Source organism: Streptomyces sp. NRRL F-5135 (assembly GCF_000719775.1).
GTDB lineage: Bacteria > Actinomycetota > Actinomycetes > Streptomycetales > Streptomycetaceae > Streptomyces > Streptomyces hebeiensis.
The window spans coordinates 471,684-488,111 of the sequence record NZ_JOHR01000006.1; the positions used below are offsets into that span (position 1 = coordinate 471,684).

The 16,428-nt window shown below is 70.1% G+C and carries 7 protein-coding genes, 1 tRNA gene and 1 rRNA gene; 1 reads left to right on the forward strand and 8 read right to left on the reverse strand.

The genetic code is table 11. The annotated features are described in order from the left end of the window. Nucleotides 1-2: 2 nt before the first annotated feature. From pgsA to IG02_RS0112590, 6 genes are all read right to left on the reverse strand, one after another. On the reverse strand, nt 3-725 hold the full coding sequence (gene pgsA / locus IG02_RS0112565; protein ID WP_030745494.1) for a CDP-diacylglycerol--glycerol-3-phosphate 3-phosphatidyltransferase: 723 nt from the start codon (nt 723-725) through the stop codon (nt 3-5). Further along, complete coding sequence (gene rimO / locus IG02_RS0112570) at nt 722-2,332, reverse strand: 30S ribosomal protein S12 methylthiotransferase RimO (RefSeq protein ID WP_030745497.1); 1,611 nt, start codon at nt 2,330-2,332, stop codon at nt 722-724. The genes pgsA and rimO overlap by 4 nt, the downstream gene beginning before the upstream one ends. 49 nt (nt 2,333-2,381) lie before the next feature. Next, nucleotides 2,382-3,251, reverse strand: coding sequence for a RodZ domain-containing protein (locus IG02_RS0112575; protein ID WP_030745499.1), 870 nt, complete (start codon nt 3,249-3,251; stop codon nt 2,382-2,384). Nucleotides 3,252-3,559: 308 nt separating this feature from the next. Beyond that, complete coding sequence (locus IG02_RS0112580; RefSeq protein ID WP_051764918.1) at nt 3,560-6,403, reverse strand: DNA translocase FtsK; 2,844 nt, start codon at nt 6,401-6,403, stop codon at nt 3,560-3,562. Between the two features lie 100 nt (nt 6,404-6,503). After that, entirely contained in the window at nt 6,504-7,184 is a 681-nt protein-coding gene (locus tag IG02_RS0112585; protein ID WP_030745505.1) for a response regulator, read from the reverse strand. A 277-nt stretch (nt 7,185-7,461) separates the two neighbouring features. Then, nucleotides 7,462-13,053 carry a HAMP domain-containing protein gene (locus tag IG02_RS0112590; protein WP_078854417.1) on the reverse strand — a complete coding sequence of 1,864 codons (5,592 nt, stop codon included), beginning with the start codon at nt 13,051-13,053 and terminating at the stop codon, nt 7,462-7,464. 326 nt (nt 13,054-13,379) lie between these two features. Between IG02_RS0112590 and IG02_RS0112595 the strand changes: the two genes are divergently transcribed. Beyond that, nucleotides 13,380-16,034, forward strand: a complete 2,655-nt coding sequence (locus IG02_RS0112595; RefSeq protein WP_037802765.1) for a SpoIIE family protein phosphatase — start codon at nt 13,380-13,382, stop codon at nt 16,032-16,034. Between the two features lie 76 nt (nt 16,035-16,110). Here IG02_RS0112595 and IG02_RS0112600 read toward each other — a convergent pair. After that, nucleotides 16,111-16,183, reverse strand: a tRNA-Thr gene (locus IG02_RS0112600). A 159-nt stretch (nt 16,184-16,342) separates the two neighbouring features. After that, nucleotides 16,343-16,428, reverse strand: a 5S ribosomal RNA gene (gene rrf, locus IG02_RS37745); the annotation flags it as partial.

The window sequence follows — 16,428 nt, forward strand, 5'->3', positions numbered from 1 at the left end:
CCTCACCTGGGCGACTCCGTCACGCCGCCCTCCCGCGCCGCCCGCTCCGCCGCCAGGCCGCGCCGCCGCAGCACGACCGCCTGCCGCACGTAGTCCAGACCCGTGAGCACGGTCAGGGCGACGGCCACCGCCATCACCCAGAACCGCAGCGTCGCCAGCGGCCCGGTCAGCGCGAGGACGTACATCCCCACGGCCGTCCCCTGCGCGAGCGTCTTCGCCTTGCCGCCCCGGCTGGCCGGGATGACCCCGTGCCTGATCACCCAGAAGCGCATGAGCGTGATGCCGAGTTCACGGAAGAGGATCACACCCGTCACCCACCACGGCAGATCACCGAGCGCGGACAGGCACACCAGGGCCGCACCCATGATCGCCTTGTCCGCGATCGGGTCGGCGATCTTCCCGAAGTCGGTGACCAGGTTGTACCTGCGGGCCAGATGGCCGTCGAACACGTCCGTGATCATGGCGACGGCGAACGCGGCCCAGGCCCAGGCGCGCCAGACCGGGTCGTAACCGCCGTCCTGCAACATCAGGGCCACGAATCCGGGCACCAGCACCAGGCGCATCATCGTGAGGATGTTGGCGATGTTCCACAGGCCCGCCTGGCCGTCCCCGGTCCCCTTGACCCGTGAGGCCCCCGAAGGCCCCGGGGCCGCCAAGGCCGGCTTGGGGCCACGGGCCGGTTTCGCGCCGGCTCCACCGGCCGCGGACGCCGGGATTCCGGTCATGTGCCCGCCTCCTCGCCCGGGGCCCTCGAACCGGCCACCGGCAGGTCGTCGTACACGGCTACGACATCGGCCACCAGATCCACGCCCTCGGTGCCGACCACCTTCGCCTCGACCATACGGCCCGGACGCAGACCCTCGCCCGACGTGAGGATCACCTGGCCGTCGGTCTCGGGCGCCTGGTGTGCCGCCCGGCCCACCGCCGCCGGCTCGTCCGCACCCTCGAAGGCCGCTCCCCCGGCGCCGTCCGAGTCCGCCCCGCCGACGGACTCGACCAGCACGCGCAGGCTCTCGCCGAGGCGTTCCTCGGCCCGCTGGGCGGTCAGCTCCTCGGCCAGCCTCGACAGGTGTTCCAGCCGCTCGGAGATGACGTCCCGGTCCAGCTTCCCGTCGTAGCCGGCGGCCTCGGTGCCGTCCTCGTCCGAGTACCCGAACACACCGATGGCGTCGAGTCGCGCACCGTTGAGGAAACGCTCCAGCTCCGCGAAGTCGGCCTCCGACTCACCGGGGAATCCGACGATGAAGTTGGACCGCACACCGGCCTGCGGCGCCTTGCCGCGGATCGTCTCCAGCAGCTCCAGGAACCGGTCGGTGTCCCCGAACCGCCGCATCGCGCGCAGCACACCGGGCGCCGAGTGCTGGAAGGACAGATCGAAGTACGGGGCGACCTTGGGCGTCGAGGTCAGGACGTCGATCAGTCCGGGCCGCATCTCGGCCGGCTGGAGGTAACTGACCCGGACCCGCTCGATCCCGTCGACTGCCGCCAGCTCGGGCAGCAGCGTCTCCAGCAGACGGATGTCGCCGAGGTCCTTGCCGTAGGAGGTGTTGTTCTCGGAGACGAGCATGACCTCCTTGACGCCCTGCTCGGCCAGCCAGCGCGTCTCGCCCAGCACGTCGGAGGGGCGGCGGGAGATGAAGGAGCCGCGGAAGGACGGAATGGCGCAGAAGGAGCACCGCCGGTCGCAGCCGGAGGCGAGTTTCACGGAGGCGACGGGGCTGCTGTCCAGACGCCGCCGCAGCGGCGCCCGGGGCCCCGAGGCGGGCGCCAGCCCCGCCGGCAGGTCCGCGGGGGCCGAGGAGAGCCCCTCGGCGGCCGTGCGGGCCCCGCCGGCCACCGTGCCGCCCGCGGCCCCGCCGGAGTCCCCGTGGCCCGGCAGGGCCACTCCTGTGGCGTTCTGCCGCTCGACGGGGCTGAGGGGCAGCAGCTTGCGGCGGTCACGGGGGGTGTGCGAGGCGTGGACGCCACCGCTGAGAATCGTGCGCAGCCGGTCGGAGATGTCCGCGTAGTCGTCGAAGCCGAGGACCCCGTCGGCCTCCGGCAGGGCCTCCGCCAGATCCTTGCCGTACCGCTCGGCCATGCAGCCGACGGCGACGACGGCCTGCGTTCTGCCGTGCTCCTTGAGGTCGTTGGCCTCCAGCAGGGCGTCGACGGAGTCCTTCTTGGCGGCCTCGACGAATCCGCAGGTGTTGACGACGGCGACATCCGCTCCGGCGGCGTCCTGGACGAGATCCCAGCCGTCCGCCGCCAGGCGGCCTGCGAGCTCCTCCGAGTCCACCTCGTTACGGGCGCAGCCAAGAGTGACAAGGGCGACGGTACGGCGTTCGGGCATGGGCTCAAGACTACTTTGTCCTGGCCCCGCCCTCGCCGCGCAGGGTTGCTCAGCCCGCTTCCGGGTCACCCTGCGTGTAGGACAGCCGCTCGACCTGCCCCACTTCGAACTCGTCCGTGACCTTCTTGCCGTTCACGAAGAGCTCGATCGCCCCGGCGTTGCCGAGGACGAGATCGATGCGCTTCTCGTCCTGGAAGGTCTTGGAGTCGCCCTCGTCCAGGATGCCGTCGTACAACAGCTTGCCGTCGTAGGCCTTGGCCGAGATCCAGCTCTTGCCGTCCGTGGCGGACAGCTTGACGGTGACCTTGTCGTGCGGCACGGCCGCGATGGCGCTCTCGGACTCCGCGGGCTTGGCCCCACCCGACGTGGTCGGCGTGGGCTTGGCGCCGTTCTGGTCGGGTTCGGAACCTTCCGCGACCTGTTTGGTCTTCGTATCGCCATCGCCACCACTGAACATGGTGAAACCGACAAAACCGATCACGGCGACGATCGCCGCGACCATGGCGGCGGTCCAGTTGGGCCGGCGGCGTTCGGGCCTGATGCGCTCGGCCTCGAACAGCGGCGCCGCCGGTGTGGGCGCCGGACGTCCGCCGTGTTCGGCGTCGAACCGGGCGATGAGCGGGTCGGGATCGAGCCCGACCTTTCCGGCGAGCATGCGGATGTGCCCGCGGGCGTACACATCGCCACCGCAGCGCGAGAAATCGTCCTGCTCGATCGCCTGCACGATGGGCACACGCACCCGCGTGGAGGCGCTGACCTCGTCCACGGTCAGTCGCGCCGCGATACGGGCTTCCTGGAGCGCCTGGCCGATCGAAGGCCGGTCGTCCTCGGGGGATTTGTCCTCGGCGGGGGAGTTGTCCGCGCCGGGAGAGTTGTCGTCGTCGGGGGCACTGCTCTCGGGGGAGTTGCCGATGGACACGGGGGCGCCTTTCGAGCGTGTAGCCACCTGCTGGAGGATCAGTCTATGGGTGGTACGAAAGGGTGGGGCAACCGGGCGGACGCACTTTGTACGCCATCCGAATGGCGGACGACGCCGAGGAGGACGTTCTTCTCGTCCTCCCCCCAACTTGACGCCCGGCCAAGGGAAACGGTTGCTCTCGCATTCCCGGAATCCGCCCCGGAAAACCCGTCCGTCACACAACTGTTGTGCGGAGGAAGGCCCGTCCGCCCGCCCCGGTGATCACCACCGCGCCCGGCCGCCCCACGACCGATTCCCACGACCGACCCCTACGGCGCGGACTCCCCGCGGATCGTCGCGAGCACACCGTCGATCTCGTCCGCCTTCACCAGTACGTCGCGGGCCTTGGACCCCTCGCTGGGCCCGACGATGTTCCTCGACTCCATCAGGTCCATCAGCCGGCCGGCCTTGGCGAAGCCGACGCGCAGCTTGCGCTGGAGCATCGACGTCGAGCCGAACTGCGTGGAGACCACGAGCTCCGCGGCCTGGCAGAGCAGATCCAGATCGTCCCCGATGTCCTCGTCGATCTCCTTCTTCTTCGACGACCCGACCACGACGTCGTCGCGGAAGACGGGCGTCATCTGCTCCTTGCAGTGCCGTACGACGGCCGCGACCTCCTCCTCGGTGACGAAGGCGCCCTGCATCCGCGTCGGCTTGTTCGCGCCCATCGGCAGGAACAGCCCGTCGCCCTTGCCGATCAGCTTCTCCGCTCCCGGCTGGTCCAGGATGACCCGGCTGTCGGCCAGCGAGGAGGTCGCGAAGGCGAGCCGCGAGGGCACGTTCGCCTTGATCAGACCGGTGACGACGTCGACCGAGGGGCGCTGGGTGGCGAGCACCAGGTGGATGCCGGCGGCCCGCGCCAGCTGGGTGATCCGGACGATGGCGTCCTCGACGTCACGCGGCGCGACCATCATCAGGTCGGCCAGCTCGTCCACGATCACCAGCAGGTACGGGTACGGCGCGAGCTCGCGCTCGCTGCCCTCCGGCGCCGTGACCTTGCCCGCGCGGACCGCCTTGTTGAAGTCGTCGATGTGGCGGTAGCCGTACGCGGCGAGGTCGTCGTAGCGCAGGTCCATCTCCCGTACGACCCACTGCAGCGCCTCGGCGGCCCGCTTGGGGTTGGTGATGATCGGGGTGATCAGATGCGGGATGCCCTCGTACGCGGTCAGCTCGACCCGCTTGGGGTCGACCAGGACCATCCGCACGTCCTCCGGGGTCGCCCGCACCATGATCGAAGTGATCAGGCAGTTGATGCAGGAGGACTTGCCGGAGCCGGTCGCACCCGCGACCAGCACGTGCGGCATGGTCGCGAGGTTGGCCATCACATAGCCGCCCTCGACGTCCTTGCCGAGCGCGACCAGCATCGGGTGGTCGTCCTCGGCCGCGTCGGCGAGCCGTAGCACGTCTCCGAGGTTCACCATCTCCCGGTCGGTGTTGGGGATCTCGATGCCGACGGCGGACTTGCCGGGGATCGGCGAGATGATCCGCACGTCGGGACTGGCCACGGCGTAGGCGATGTTCTTGGTGAGCGCGGTGATGCGCTCGACCTTCACGGCCGGCCCGAGCTCGACCTCGTACCGGGTGACCGTGGGGCCCCGGGTGAAGCCGGTGACGGCCGCGTCGACCTTGAACTCGGTGAAGACCCGGCTGAGCGACTCGACGACGGCGTCGTTCGCGGCGCTGCGCGTCTTGCCGGGGCCGCCCCGCTCCAGCAGGTCCAGCGCGGGCAGCGCGTAGGTGATGTCACCCCGCAGCCGAAGCTGCTCGGCGCGCGGCGGCAGCGGCTTGTCCTCGCGCGGCGGCGGCTTGGTCAGGTCCGCCACGGCTCCCGGCCCCCCGGACTGCTTCCCGGCCTCGCGCGCGGACGGCACGGCCGCCGCCGAACGCCCGCCCGAGGCCGCGCGGGACGGCTCCTCCACCGCCGTACCGGACGGCTCGCCCGGCCGGGGCCCCTCGGCTCCCGGCCGGGCCTCCTCCTGGCTCTCCCCGGGCGTGCGCCGACGGTCGACGGAGACGCGCTGGGTCAGGTCCGCGACCAGCGGCGAGGGCGGCATCCCGTTGAGCACGGCACCGTCCAGGGCGGCCGCCGCGGCGGCGGCCACGTCGACGGCGTCCAGGGGCCGGTCCGCCGACGGCTGTACGGAGGACCGGCGCGGCCCGCGTCGCCGCGCGAGCGCCTGTGCCTCGGCGTCGTCCGGGTACTCGCCCGGGCGCGCGGACGCACGGCGCTTCGCGGCGGGCAGCGCCTCGCGCCACTGCTCGTCGTAGCGTTCGTCGTCGTCACCGTAGGCGTCCTCGTGGGGACGGACGACGCCCAGCCTGACGCCGAGCAGCCGGAGCCGCTGCGGGATGGCGTTGACCGGGGTGGCGGTGACGACCAGCAGGCCGAAGACGGTGAGCAGCAGGAGCAGCGGCACGGCCAGTACGTCGCCCATGGTGAAGATCAACGGTTTCGACGCGGCCCAGCCGATGAGCCCGCCCGCGTCCCGCATCGCGGCGGCGCTCTCGCCGCGCCCCGGGGCGCCGCAGGCGATGTGCACCAGCCCGAGCACCCCGACGACCAGGGCGGACAGTCCGATCACGATCCGCCCGTTGGCCTCGGGCTTCTCGGGATACCGGATCAGCCGTACGGCGATGACCCCCAGCAGTATCGGCACCAGGAGGTCGAGCCGGCCGAAGGCGCCGGTGACGAGCATCTCGATCAGGCCGCCGACCGGCCCCCGCAGATTCGACCAGGTGCCTGCCGCGACGACGAGGGCGAGGCCGAGCAGCAGGAGCGCCAGGCCGTCCTTGCGGTGCGCCGGGTCGAGTCCCCTGGCTCCGCGCCCTATGCCCCGGAGCATCGCGCCCACGCCGTGCGCCACGCCCAGCCAGAGGGCCCGTACGAGCCGGTACACGCCCCCCGTGGGAGAGGGCGCGGGTTTCGGCGCCGGCTTGGCCGCCGCCTTCTTGGCGGGTGCCTTTTTCGCCGGTGCCCTCTTCGCGGGCGCGGGTTTCTTGGCCGCCGCCTTCTTGGCGGGTGCCGCCTTGGCGGCGCCGGTCGTACGGCCGGCCCGCGGCTTCGCGGTGCCCGCCGTGCCCTGGGAACCCTTGCCGGACGTACGTGAGGCCATGGGGGTGAGGTTACCGGTGTGAACGGCCGCGGACACGTGTGCCCACCGCTTCACCCGTCCGTGTCGTCACCTGGCGCGCCGTCACACCGCCCCGGCGCTGTCAGTTCTGCGAGGGGAAGGCCGCGGCGCCGCCCGCGCCCGGTTCCAGGGCGTCGAGCGCCCGCCGCAGCCCGGTGAGTTTGCGCTCCAGGTGTGCGGCGGTGGCCACGGCGGACGCGTCCGCCGAGTCGTCGTCCAGCTGTTTGGACAGCGCTTCGGCCTGTTCCTCAACTGCCGCGAGCCGCGCCGACAGTTCGGCCAGCAGGCCCGCGGGCTCCTTGGTCCGGTCCGCCCCCGCCTCGTCGGCGCCGGCCAGCTGGAGTCTGAGCAGCTCGGCCTGCTCCTTCAGCTGGCAGTTCTTCATGTAGAGGTCGACGAAGACCGACACCTTGGCGCGCAGCACCCACGGGTCGAACGGCTTCGAGATGTAGTCCACCGCTCCCGCCGCGTACCCCCGGAAGGTGTGGTGCGGACCGTGGTTGATGGCGGTGAGGAAGATGATCGGGATGTCCCTGGTCCGCTCGCGCCGCTTGATGTGCGCGGCTGTCTCGAAACCGTCCATCCCCGGCATCTGGACATCCAGCAGAATGACCGCGAAATCGTCCGTCAGCAGCGCTTTGAGCGCTTCCTCCCCTGACGATGCCCGCACCAGCGTCTGATCGAGCGCGGAGAGGATCGCCTCCAGCGCCAGCAGATTCTCCGGCCGGTCATCGACCAGGAGGATCTTGGCCTTCTGCACCATGGCCGCCCGCCCTCCTCGCCCCGGCATGGGGTGTCCCCCGTGCTTGTGCCCCGGTGATGCGCCGGGCAGCGCCCCGGGGGACGACTCCCTTGCGCCGTCCGTCCTTGTGCCGGTCATGGTAGCCGCACCCCGCCCGTCGCCACACCCTGTCACCGTGATGTCACTGCCCCCGAACCGGAAACGTGGCAGGAGACCGGAAGGTTCCCCGATTTTCGCCGTCTCACACGCCTCTGGCCATAGTCAGTCGGCACGTCGCGGTGATTCGAGCAACAGTCGATCACTTGTCATGCATCCACTGCTCCATTACTGACAGCAAGTGATCGGGATCAACAGGCTTCGTGACATAGTCGGAAGCCCCGGACTCGATGGCCTTCTCCCGGTCGCCCTTCATCGCCTTGGCGGTGAGCGCGACGATGGGCAGACCGGCGAACTGGGGCATCCTGCGGATCGCCGTCGTCGTGGCGTAACCGTCCATCTCCGGCATCATGATGTCCATCAGAACGACCGTCACATCGTCGTGCTGCTCCAGGACTTCGATGCCTTCACGGCCGTTCTCCGCGTACAGCACCGTCAGACCGTGCTGCTCCAGCACGCTGGTGAGCGCGAACACATTGCGGATGTCGTCGTCCACGATCAGCACTTTTTCGCCGGTGAACACGAATGTGCGTGAGGGCCGCGACGCTTCCTGCTCCCCCTGGGCGGCCGTTCCCTCGGCCCAGGAGTCCGGCACGCCCGACGGGCCGGCGGCCGAGGCCGGGACCGAGGGCCGCGCCGCCCCGCCCGGTGCACCGCTCGCGCGCGGCAGCGCGCCCTGCGGTGCCGCGGCCGGGCCCTGGCCCTGCCCCTGTCCGTTCGCCTCGGTCTCCCGCTCCCCGCCGCCCGCGCTCCTGCGCCGGCGCCGGAACAGGGCGGACGCCACCGGCGCTTCGGCCGACCCCTGCGCGCCCGGCGCGGACAGCTCCGCCGTACCCGAGCCGCTCGTGGCCTCGTCCGTGACCCGCACCAGCGGCTGCATGCCGGCCGGTGTCAGCTGCGGATAGCCCTGCGGCGGCAGCTCGCTCGGCTGCAACGGCAGGAAGAGCGTGAACGTCGAACCGCGTCCCGGCTCGCTCGCCGCGTGGATCTCACCGCCCAGCAACCGCGCGATCTCCCGGCTGATGGACAGCCCGAGCCCCGTACCGCCGTACTTCCGGCTGGTCGTGCCGTCCGCCTGTTTGAACGCTTCGAAAATGACCCGCATCTTGCTCGCCGCGATACCGATCCCGGTGTCGGTGACCGAGAAGGCGATCAGCTCGCCGTCCGGGTCCCGCAGCGAGCCGGCCTCCAGCAACTGCTCCCGGATGGCGTCCGGCACATCCATGCCCGCCGGCCGGATCACCAGTTCCACCGCGCCGCTGTCGGTGAACTTCACCGCGTTCGACAACAGGTTGCGCAGCACCTGCAACAGCCGCTGCTCGTCGGTGTGCAGCGTGGCGGGCAGCTCCGGCGACACCCGTACGGAGAAGTCGAGCCCCTTCTCGGCGGTCAGCGGCCGGAACGTCGCCTCCACGTAGTCCACCAGTTGCACCAGGGCGATCCGGGTCGGACTGACGTCCATCTTCCCGGCCTCCACCTTCGACAGGTCGAGGATGTCGTTGATCAGCTGGAGCAGATCCGTGCCCGCGCCGTGGATGGTCTCGGCGAACTCCACCTGCTTCGGGGAGAGGTTGGACTCGGCGTTGTCCGCCAGCAGCTTGGCCAGGATCAGCAGCGAGTTCAGCGGCGTCCGCAGTTCGTGCGACATGTTCGCCAGGAACTCGGACTTGTAGCGCATCGAGACCGCGAGCTGCTCGGCCCGCTCCTCCAGCACCTGCCGGGCCTCTTCGATCTCGGTGTTCTTCACCTCGATGTCGCGGTTCTGGCGCGCGAGCAGTTCCGCCTTGTCCTCCAGCTCCTCGTTGGACTCCTGGAGGGCCTTCTGCCGGTTCTCCAGCTCCGCCGAACGCTCCCGCAGCTGCTCGGTCAGCTCCTGCGACTGCTTCAGCAGCACCTCCGTCTTGGAGTTCACGCTGATGGTGTTGACGCTCGTCGCGATCATCTCGGCGATCTGGTTGAGGAAGTCCCGCTGGATGTGGGTGAAGGGCTGGAACGACGCCAGCTCGATCACTCCGAGGACCTTCCCCTCGAAGAGCACCGGCAGCACGATCACATGTGCGGGCGCCGCCTCCCCGAGACCGGACGAGATCTTCAGGTACCCCGGCGGCACGTTCACCTGGATGGTGCGCTTCTCCTCGGCGGCCGTGCCGATGAGCGTCTCCCCGGGCCGGAAGGACGTCGGCATCGCGCCGGCCGAGTAGCCGTAACTGCCCCGCATGCGCAGCTCGTACGAGGCGTCCTTGCCGCCGTCCGTACCGACCTGCGGATCCGATCCGGTCTGCATCGCCAGGAAGAACGCGCCGTGCTGGGCCGAGACCACCGGGGTCAGCTCGCTCATGATGAGCGAGGCCACGTCGTCGAGGTCGCGGCGGCCCTGCATCAGACCGGAGATACGGGCCAGGTTGCCCTTGAGCCAGTCCTGCTCCTCGTTGGCGAGGGTGGTGTCCCGAAGATTGGCGATCATCGTGTTGATGTTGTCCTGAAGGACCTGGATCTCACCGCGCGCGTCGACGTCGATCTTGAGGTTGAGATCGCCACGCGTCACCGCGGTGGCCACCGCGGCGATGGCCCGCACCTGACGGGTCAGGTTGCCGGCCATCTCGTTCACCGACTCGGTGAGGTCGCGCCAGGTGCCGTCCACGTCCCGGACCCGCGCCTGACCGCCCAGTTGGCCGTCCGTACCCACCTCGCGCGCCACCCGGGTCACCTCCTCGGCGAAGGAGGAGAGCTGGTCGACCATGGTGTTGATCGTGTTCTTCAGCTCCTGGATCTCACCGCGCGCGTCGATGTCGATCTTCCTGGTGAGGTCGCCCTTGGCGATGGCGGTGGTCACGGTCGCGATCTGGCGCACCTGTCCGGTCAGGTTGGACGCCATCGAGTTCACGGACTCGGTGAGGTCCTTCCAGGTGCCCGAGACGCCCGGCACCCGGGCCTGCCCGCCCAGTTCGCCCTCGGTGCCCACCTCGCGCGCCACCCGGGTGACCTCGTCCGCGAACGACGACAGCGTGGTCACCATCGTGTTGACGGTGTCGGCCAGCTCGGCGACCTCGCCGCGCGCCTCCACCGTCACCTTCTTGGTCAGATCGCCGTTGGCGACCGCCGCCGAGACCCGGGAGATGTTGCGCACCTGGCTCGTCAGGTTGTTGGCCATGGTGTTGACGTTGTCGCTGAGGTCCTTCCAGATGCCGGTGACCCCGCGGACGCGGGCCTGGCCCCCCAGGATGCCCTCCGTACCCACCTCACGGGCGACCCGGGTCACCTCGTCCGCGAAGTTCAGCAGCTGGTCGACCATCGTGTTGACGGTCGTGACCAGATCGAGGATCTCGCCGCGCGCGTCGACCGTGATCTTCTTCGACAGATCGCCCTTGGCGACCGCCGTGGTGACCTCGGCGATGTTCCGGACCTGTGAAGTGAGGTTGTTCGCCATGAAGTTGACGGACTGGGTGAGGTCCTTCCACGTGCCGGACACGCCCTGGACCTCTGCCTGGCCGCCGAGGATCCCCTCGGTGCCCACCTCGCGGGCCACCCGGGTCACCTGCTCGGCGAAGTTCGACAGCTGGTCCACCATCGTGTTGAGGGTGTTCTTCAGCTCCAGGATCTCGCCCCGGGCATCCACGTCGATCTTCTGCGACAGGTCGCCGCGCGCCACCGCCGTGGCGACGCCCGCGATATTGCGGACCTGCGCGGTCAGGTTGGACGCCATGCCGTTCACGGAGTCCGTCAGATCGCGCCAGACGCCGGCGACACCCGGCACCTGCGCCTGCCCGCCGAGCCGCCCGTCCGTGCCGACCTCGCGGGCCACCCGGGTCACCTGGTCGGCGAACGCGGAGAGCTGGTCGACCATCGTGTTGATGGTGTTCTTCAGCTCCAGGATCTCGCCCCGCGCGTCCACGTCGATCTTCTGGGAGAGATCGCCCCGGGCCACCGCCGTGGTCACCTGGGCGATCTGGCGCACCTGCGAGGTCAGGTTCCCGGCCATCGAGTTGACGGAGTCGGTCAGCTCCTTCCACGTACCGCTGACGCCGTCCACCCGCGCCTGGCCGCCGAGCCGCCCCTCCGTGCCCACTTCCCGCGCCATCCGCGTCACCTGGTCCGCGAACGACGACAGCTGCGCCACCATGGTGTTGACGGTGTTCTTGAGCTCCAGCATCTCGCCCGCGACGTCGACCGTGACCTTCTGGGTCAGATCACCGTTGGCGACCGCGGTCGTCACCTGCGCGATGTCCCTCACCTGACCGGTGAGATTACGGAACGCCGTATTGACGGAGTCCGTGAGGTCCTTCCACGTACCGGCGGCGCCGGGCACCTCCGCCTGACCGCCCAGCCGGCCCTCGACGCCGACCTCCCGGGCCACCCGGGTCACCTCGGCTCCGAAGGACTGGAGTTGAGCCACCATCGTGTTGACGGTGTTCTTGAGCTCCAGCATCTCGCCCGCGACGTCGACCGTCACCTGCTGCGAGAGGTCACCGTTGGCGACCGCGGTCGTCACCTGCGCGATGTCCCTCACCTGACCGGTGAGATTACGGAACGCCGTATTGACGGAATCGGTGAGGTCCTTCCACGTACCGGCCGCCCCCGGCACCTGCGCCTGACCGCCCAGCCGGCCCTCGGCACCGACCTCACTCGCCACCCGCGTCACTTCGTCCGCGAACGTCCGCAGGGTCTCGGTCATCTGGTTGATCGTCTCGGCGAGCTGGGCCACCTCGCCGCGCGCGCTCACCGTGACCTTCTGCGAGAGGTCTCCGTTGGCTACGGCCGTCGTGACCTCGGCGATGCCCCGCACCTGGCTGGTCAGGTTGCCCGCCATCGTGTTCACCGAATCGGTGAGATCCTTCCACACCCCCGCCACGCCCGGCACGGTCGCCTGGCCGCCCAGCTCGCCCTCCGTACCGACCTCCCGGGCCACCCGGGTGACCTCGGAGGAGAACGACGAGAGCTGGTCCACCATCGTGTTCACGGTGTTCTTCAGCTGGAGCATCTCACCGGCCACATGGACGGTGACCTTCCGCGACAGATCGCCCTTGGCGACGGCCGTCGTGACGAGCGCGATGTCCCGCACCTGCGCGGTCAGCCGGTACGCCATCGTGTTGACGGAGTCCGTGAGGTCCTTCCACGAACCGGACATCCCGCGCACCTTGGCCTGGCCGCCCAGCTTGCCCTCGGTGCCGACCTCCAGCGCCACCCGGGTCACCTCGTCGGTGAACGCCGACAGCTGGTCGACCAGGTTGTTGACCGTACGGGCCACCTTCAGGAACTCGCCCCTCAGCGGCCGCTCGGCGCCCTCCTCCGCGTGCGAACGCAGTTCCATGCGCTGCTCCAGATCACCCTCCGCCACGGCGGAGAGCACCCGGCCCACCTCGGAGACCGGCCGTGCCAGATCGTCCACCAGCGCGTTCGACGCGTCGATGGCGGCGGACCAGGACCCTTCACAGACACCGGTCTCCAGCCGCTCGGTGAGTTTCCCCTCCCGTCCGACCATGCGCCGGACACGGGCCAGCTCACCCGTCAGGTGCAGGTTGCGGTCGGCGACCTCGTTGAAGACCGCGGCGATCTCCGCCATCACGTCATCGCCGGAGACGGTCAGACGCCTGCGGAAGTTGCCGTCCCGCATCGCCACCAGAGCGGTCAGCAGTCTGTTCAGCTCTGCCGAGTCCACCTCGGTCGTCCCATTGTTCCGGGACCGTCCGCCTTTCGCGCGTGTGCTCGTGCCACGCGCCGGCGTGCCAGACTCCACCGTGTCCCTCCCGCAGGGTTCGAACGTACTGCCCGGGTCGTCTCCGAATGTCTGCCCAGTGTTTCACCATGCCCGAACCGGGCGATAACAGTTCGGCAGCTTCGCTCGGGTCCGGTCGGGGGTGTTCGTTCGCGAACCCGCGAAAGATCACCCCGCACGATCTAGCGTCCCCCCACCCGGAGGGCGGAAACAGTGGTGACCGGCATCCGCTCGGACAGCGAAGGTAAGTAACCTGGCATCCGGCTGTCCAACCGCCCCGGTCCGCCCGGCAGGGGCGGACCGGGCGAGGGTACTACCAACGGGCACCTGGAGGGGCGGGGCCGATCATGCCGGAGCCGGGCGTCACAACGCGTATGAGGAGTTCTGTGATCACCGCGCGTGCGGCTGCCAGCTTCGACCCCGTCGGGCGGTCCGTCGCGACTGCCCGCGCCTTCGTCCGGGACACCCTCCAGGGCTGGGGCTACTCGGACGTAGTGGACGACGCCACCGTCCTGACCAGCGAACTCGTGACCAATGCCGTCATCCACGCGGGCACCTCCGCCGATGTGCTCTGCCTCCGCACGGAGGACGGCGTACGGGTCGAAGTGGCCGACCGCTATCCCGAACGAGAGGTTCCCATCCAGGGCGCCGGCGCCTCGTTCGCGAGCCCGGACCGGGAGAACGGCCGGGGCCTGCTGCTGTGCGCGGCCCTCGCGTCCCGCTGGGGTGTCGAGTACACCCCGACCCACAAGAAGGTGTGGTTCCAGCTCGATCTCCCCGAACGTCCGGTCGGCACACGATCAGCCGGTCCCGTCCTGCCCGTCGGCCTGCTCCCCGTCGCCGACGAACGCGTCCGGGTGGCCGTCGTACAGATCGACCAGTCCGGAGCCATCACCGGCTGGAACGAGGACGCCGAGCACCTTTTCGGATACGCGGACGAGCAGGTCATCGGCAAGCCGCTCACCGACATCACGGCGTGGCCGCACACCCCCGGCATCGGCACGGGCGTCGCCGAAGCCCTCCAGCTCTCCCGCTGGGAGGGCAGTTACGGCATCCGAGCGGCCGACGGCCGAGTCGTCCCCGTGTACGCCTCCCACCTACGGGTCCGCGACACGCACGGCGAGCCCTCCACGGTCTGCCTCCTCGTACGCGACTACGAACGCGCCGTCATCCAGACCCCGCTGCGCGCCCCCGCCACCGACGGCGGCTCCGAGAACCGCTCGGCCGATCCCTTCGAGGTCTTCATCGGCTCCCCCGCCCCCGACGACCTCGACGGCCTCCTCCAGCGCACCGTGGAGCGCGCCCGCGACATGCTCGACGGCGACTCCGCCTTCCTCCTGCTGGCCACGGACGACGAGACGGAGCTGGAGGTACGGGCCTCCACCGGCCTGCCCTCCGCCCGCCAGCGCTTCGCCCGGGTCCCCGTGGAGGCCGGCACGGGCCGCTACGGCTCGGCGCGCATGCCGGCGGTCCACGAGGACCTGACGGCCGTTCCGGGCGCTGTGCCGCTGCTGAACGGCACGGGCATGCGTTCCGTCGTGACCGTCCCCCTGAAGGTCGAGGGAAGACTCACCGGCTCCCTGGGCGTCGCCGCCGAAGGAGCGGGCCGCTACTCGAACGAGGAAGCGCTGCGTCTCCAGTTCGCGGCCGACCGCATCGCCCTGGCCGTCGAGTCGGCTCGCCTCGGCGAGCTGGAGCGGCTCCGTCGCGGCTCGCTCTCCTTCCTGGTCGAAGCCTCCGATCTGCTCGCCGGGACTCTGGACCGCGACCAGACGCTGGCCCTGATGGCGCAGATGACGGTCCCCACGCTGGCCACTTGGTGCGCCGTCTACACGATCGCGGACCAGTCCTCCGAGCCGTACCTCTCCTACGTCCTGCACGAGGACGAGGACCGCATCGACGGCCTCAAGGCCCTGCTCTCCAAGATCAACCCCCCGGACCCGGTCCCGACCCCCGGCGCCCGCGTCTGGGCCGCTCCCGCCGAGGCCGCCCACCGCGCGGCCCTGCGGACGTCCATGCGCGAACTGGGCGGCAGCTCCACGCCGGTGTCCTCCGGGATCGGTACGACCCTGGCGACGGCCGCGACGGTCGGCGGCGAGACCGTGGTGCTCCCGCTGGTGGCCCGCAACCGCGTGATCGGCATGCTGACGCTCGGCAAGCCGTCCGACGACCACTTCCGCCAGGAAATCCTGGAACTCGCCGACGACCTCTCCCGCCGGGCGGCACTGGCCCTGGACAACGCCCGCCTGTACTCGGAGCGTACGGCCATCAGCCAGGCCCTCCAGCGCAACCTGCTGCCCCCGGGGCTCCCTCAGGTACCGGGCGTGGAGGTCGAGGTCATCTACCGCGCGGCGGGCGAGGGCAACGAGGTCGGCGGCGACTTCTACGACGTCTTCCCCATCCGCGACGGCGCCTACGGCTTCGCCATCGGCGACGTCTGCGGCACGGGCCCGGAGGCCGCCGCCGTCACCGGCCTGGCCCGGCACGCGCTGCGTCTGCTGGCCCGCGAGGGATTCGGCGGCCCGGCCGTCCTCGAACGCCTCAACGCCGCGATCCTCGACGAGGGAGCACGCAGCCGCTTCCTCACGCTTCTTTATGGCGAGTTGTGGCCACAGGAAGGCGGCGGCGCACTCCTGAAAGTCGTGTGCGCCGGCCATCCGCTGCCACTGCGCCTGCGCCAGGACGGCACGGTGGAGCCGGCCGCCGAACCCCAGCCGCTGCTGGGCGTCCTCGAGGACCTGGAGCTGTACGAGCAGACGATCACCCTGGACCCGGGCGACGTCCTGCTCTGCGTCACGGACGGCGTCACGGAACGCCGCGAGGGCACGCGCATGCTGGGCGACGACGGCCTGACGGATGTTCTGACGACTTGTACGGGCCTCACGGCCGGAGCGGTCGCGGCCCGAATCCTGCGCGCCGTGGAGCGCTTCGCGGCGGAGCCGGCCTCGGACGACATGGCCATCCTCGCGATGCGCGTCCCGGAGCCACACCACGCCGGCTGAGGACCCGCCCGCACGCCGCCGCACATGCGAAGAAGGCCCCCGCCGGATCGGCGGGGGCCTTCTTCTTTTTCTTCCGAGCCCCAATACGGAATCGAACCGTAGACCTTCTCCTTACCATGGAGACGCTCTGCCGACTGAGCTATTGGGGCGAGCAACGGGATAAAGCCTACCCGATGACCGGGGGTGCTCGAAACCATCCGATCATCCGGACCAGCAGGAGTGTCCGGCCAAACCGCACATAAACGCAGGTATGCCCCGCACCGAAGAAACCACAGGCTCCTTCAACACGGGGCACACCCACAACAATTGTTCGGCGGCGTCCTACTCTCCCACAGGGTCCCCCCTGCAGTACCATCGGCGCTGAAAGGCTTAGCTTCCGGGTTCGGAATGTAAC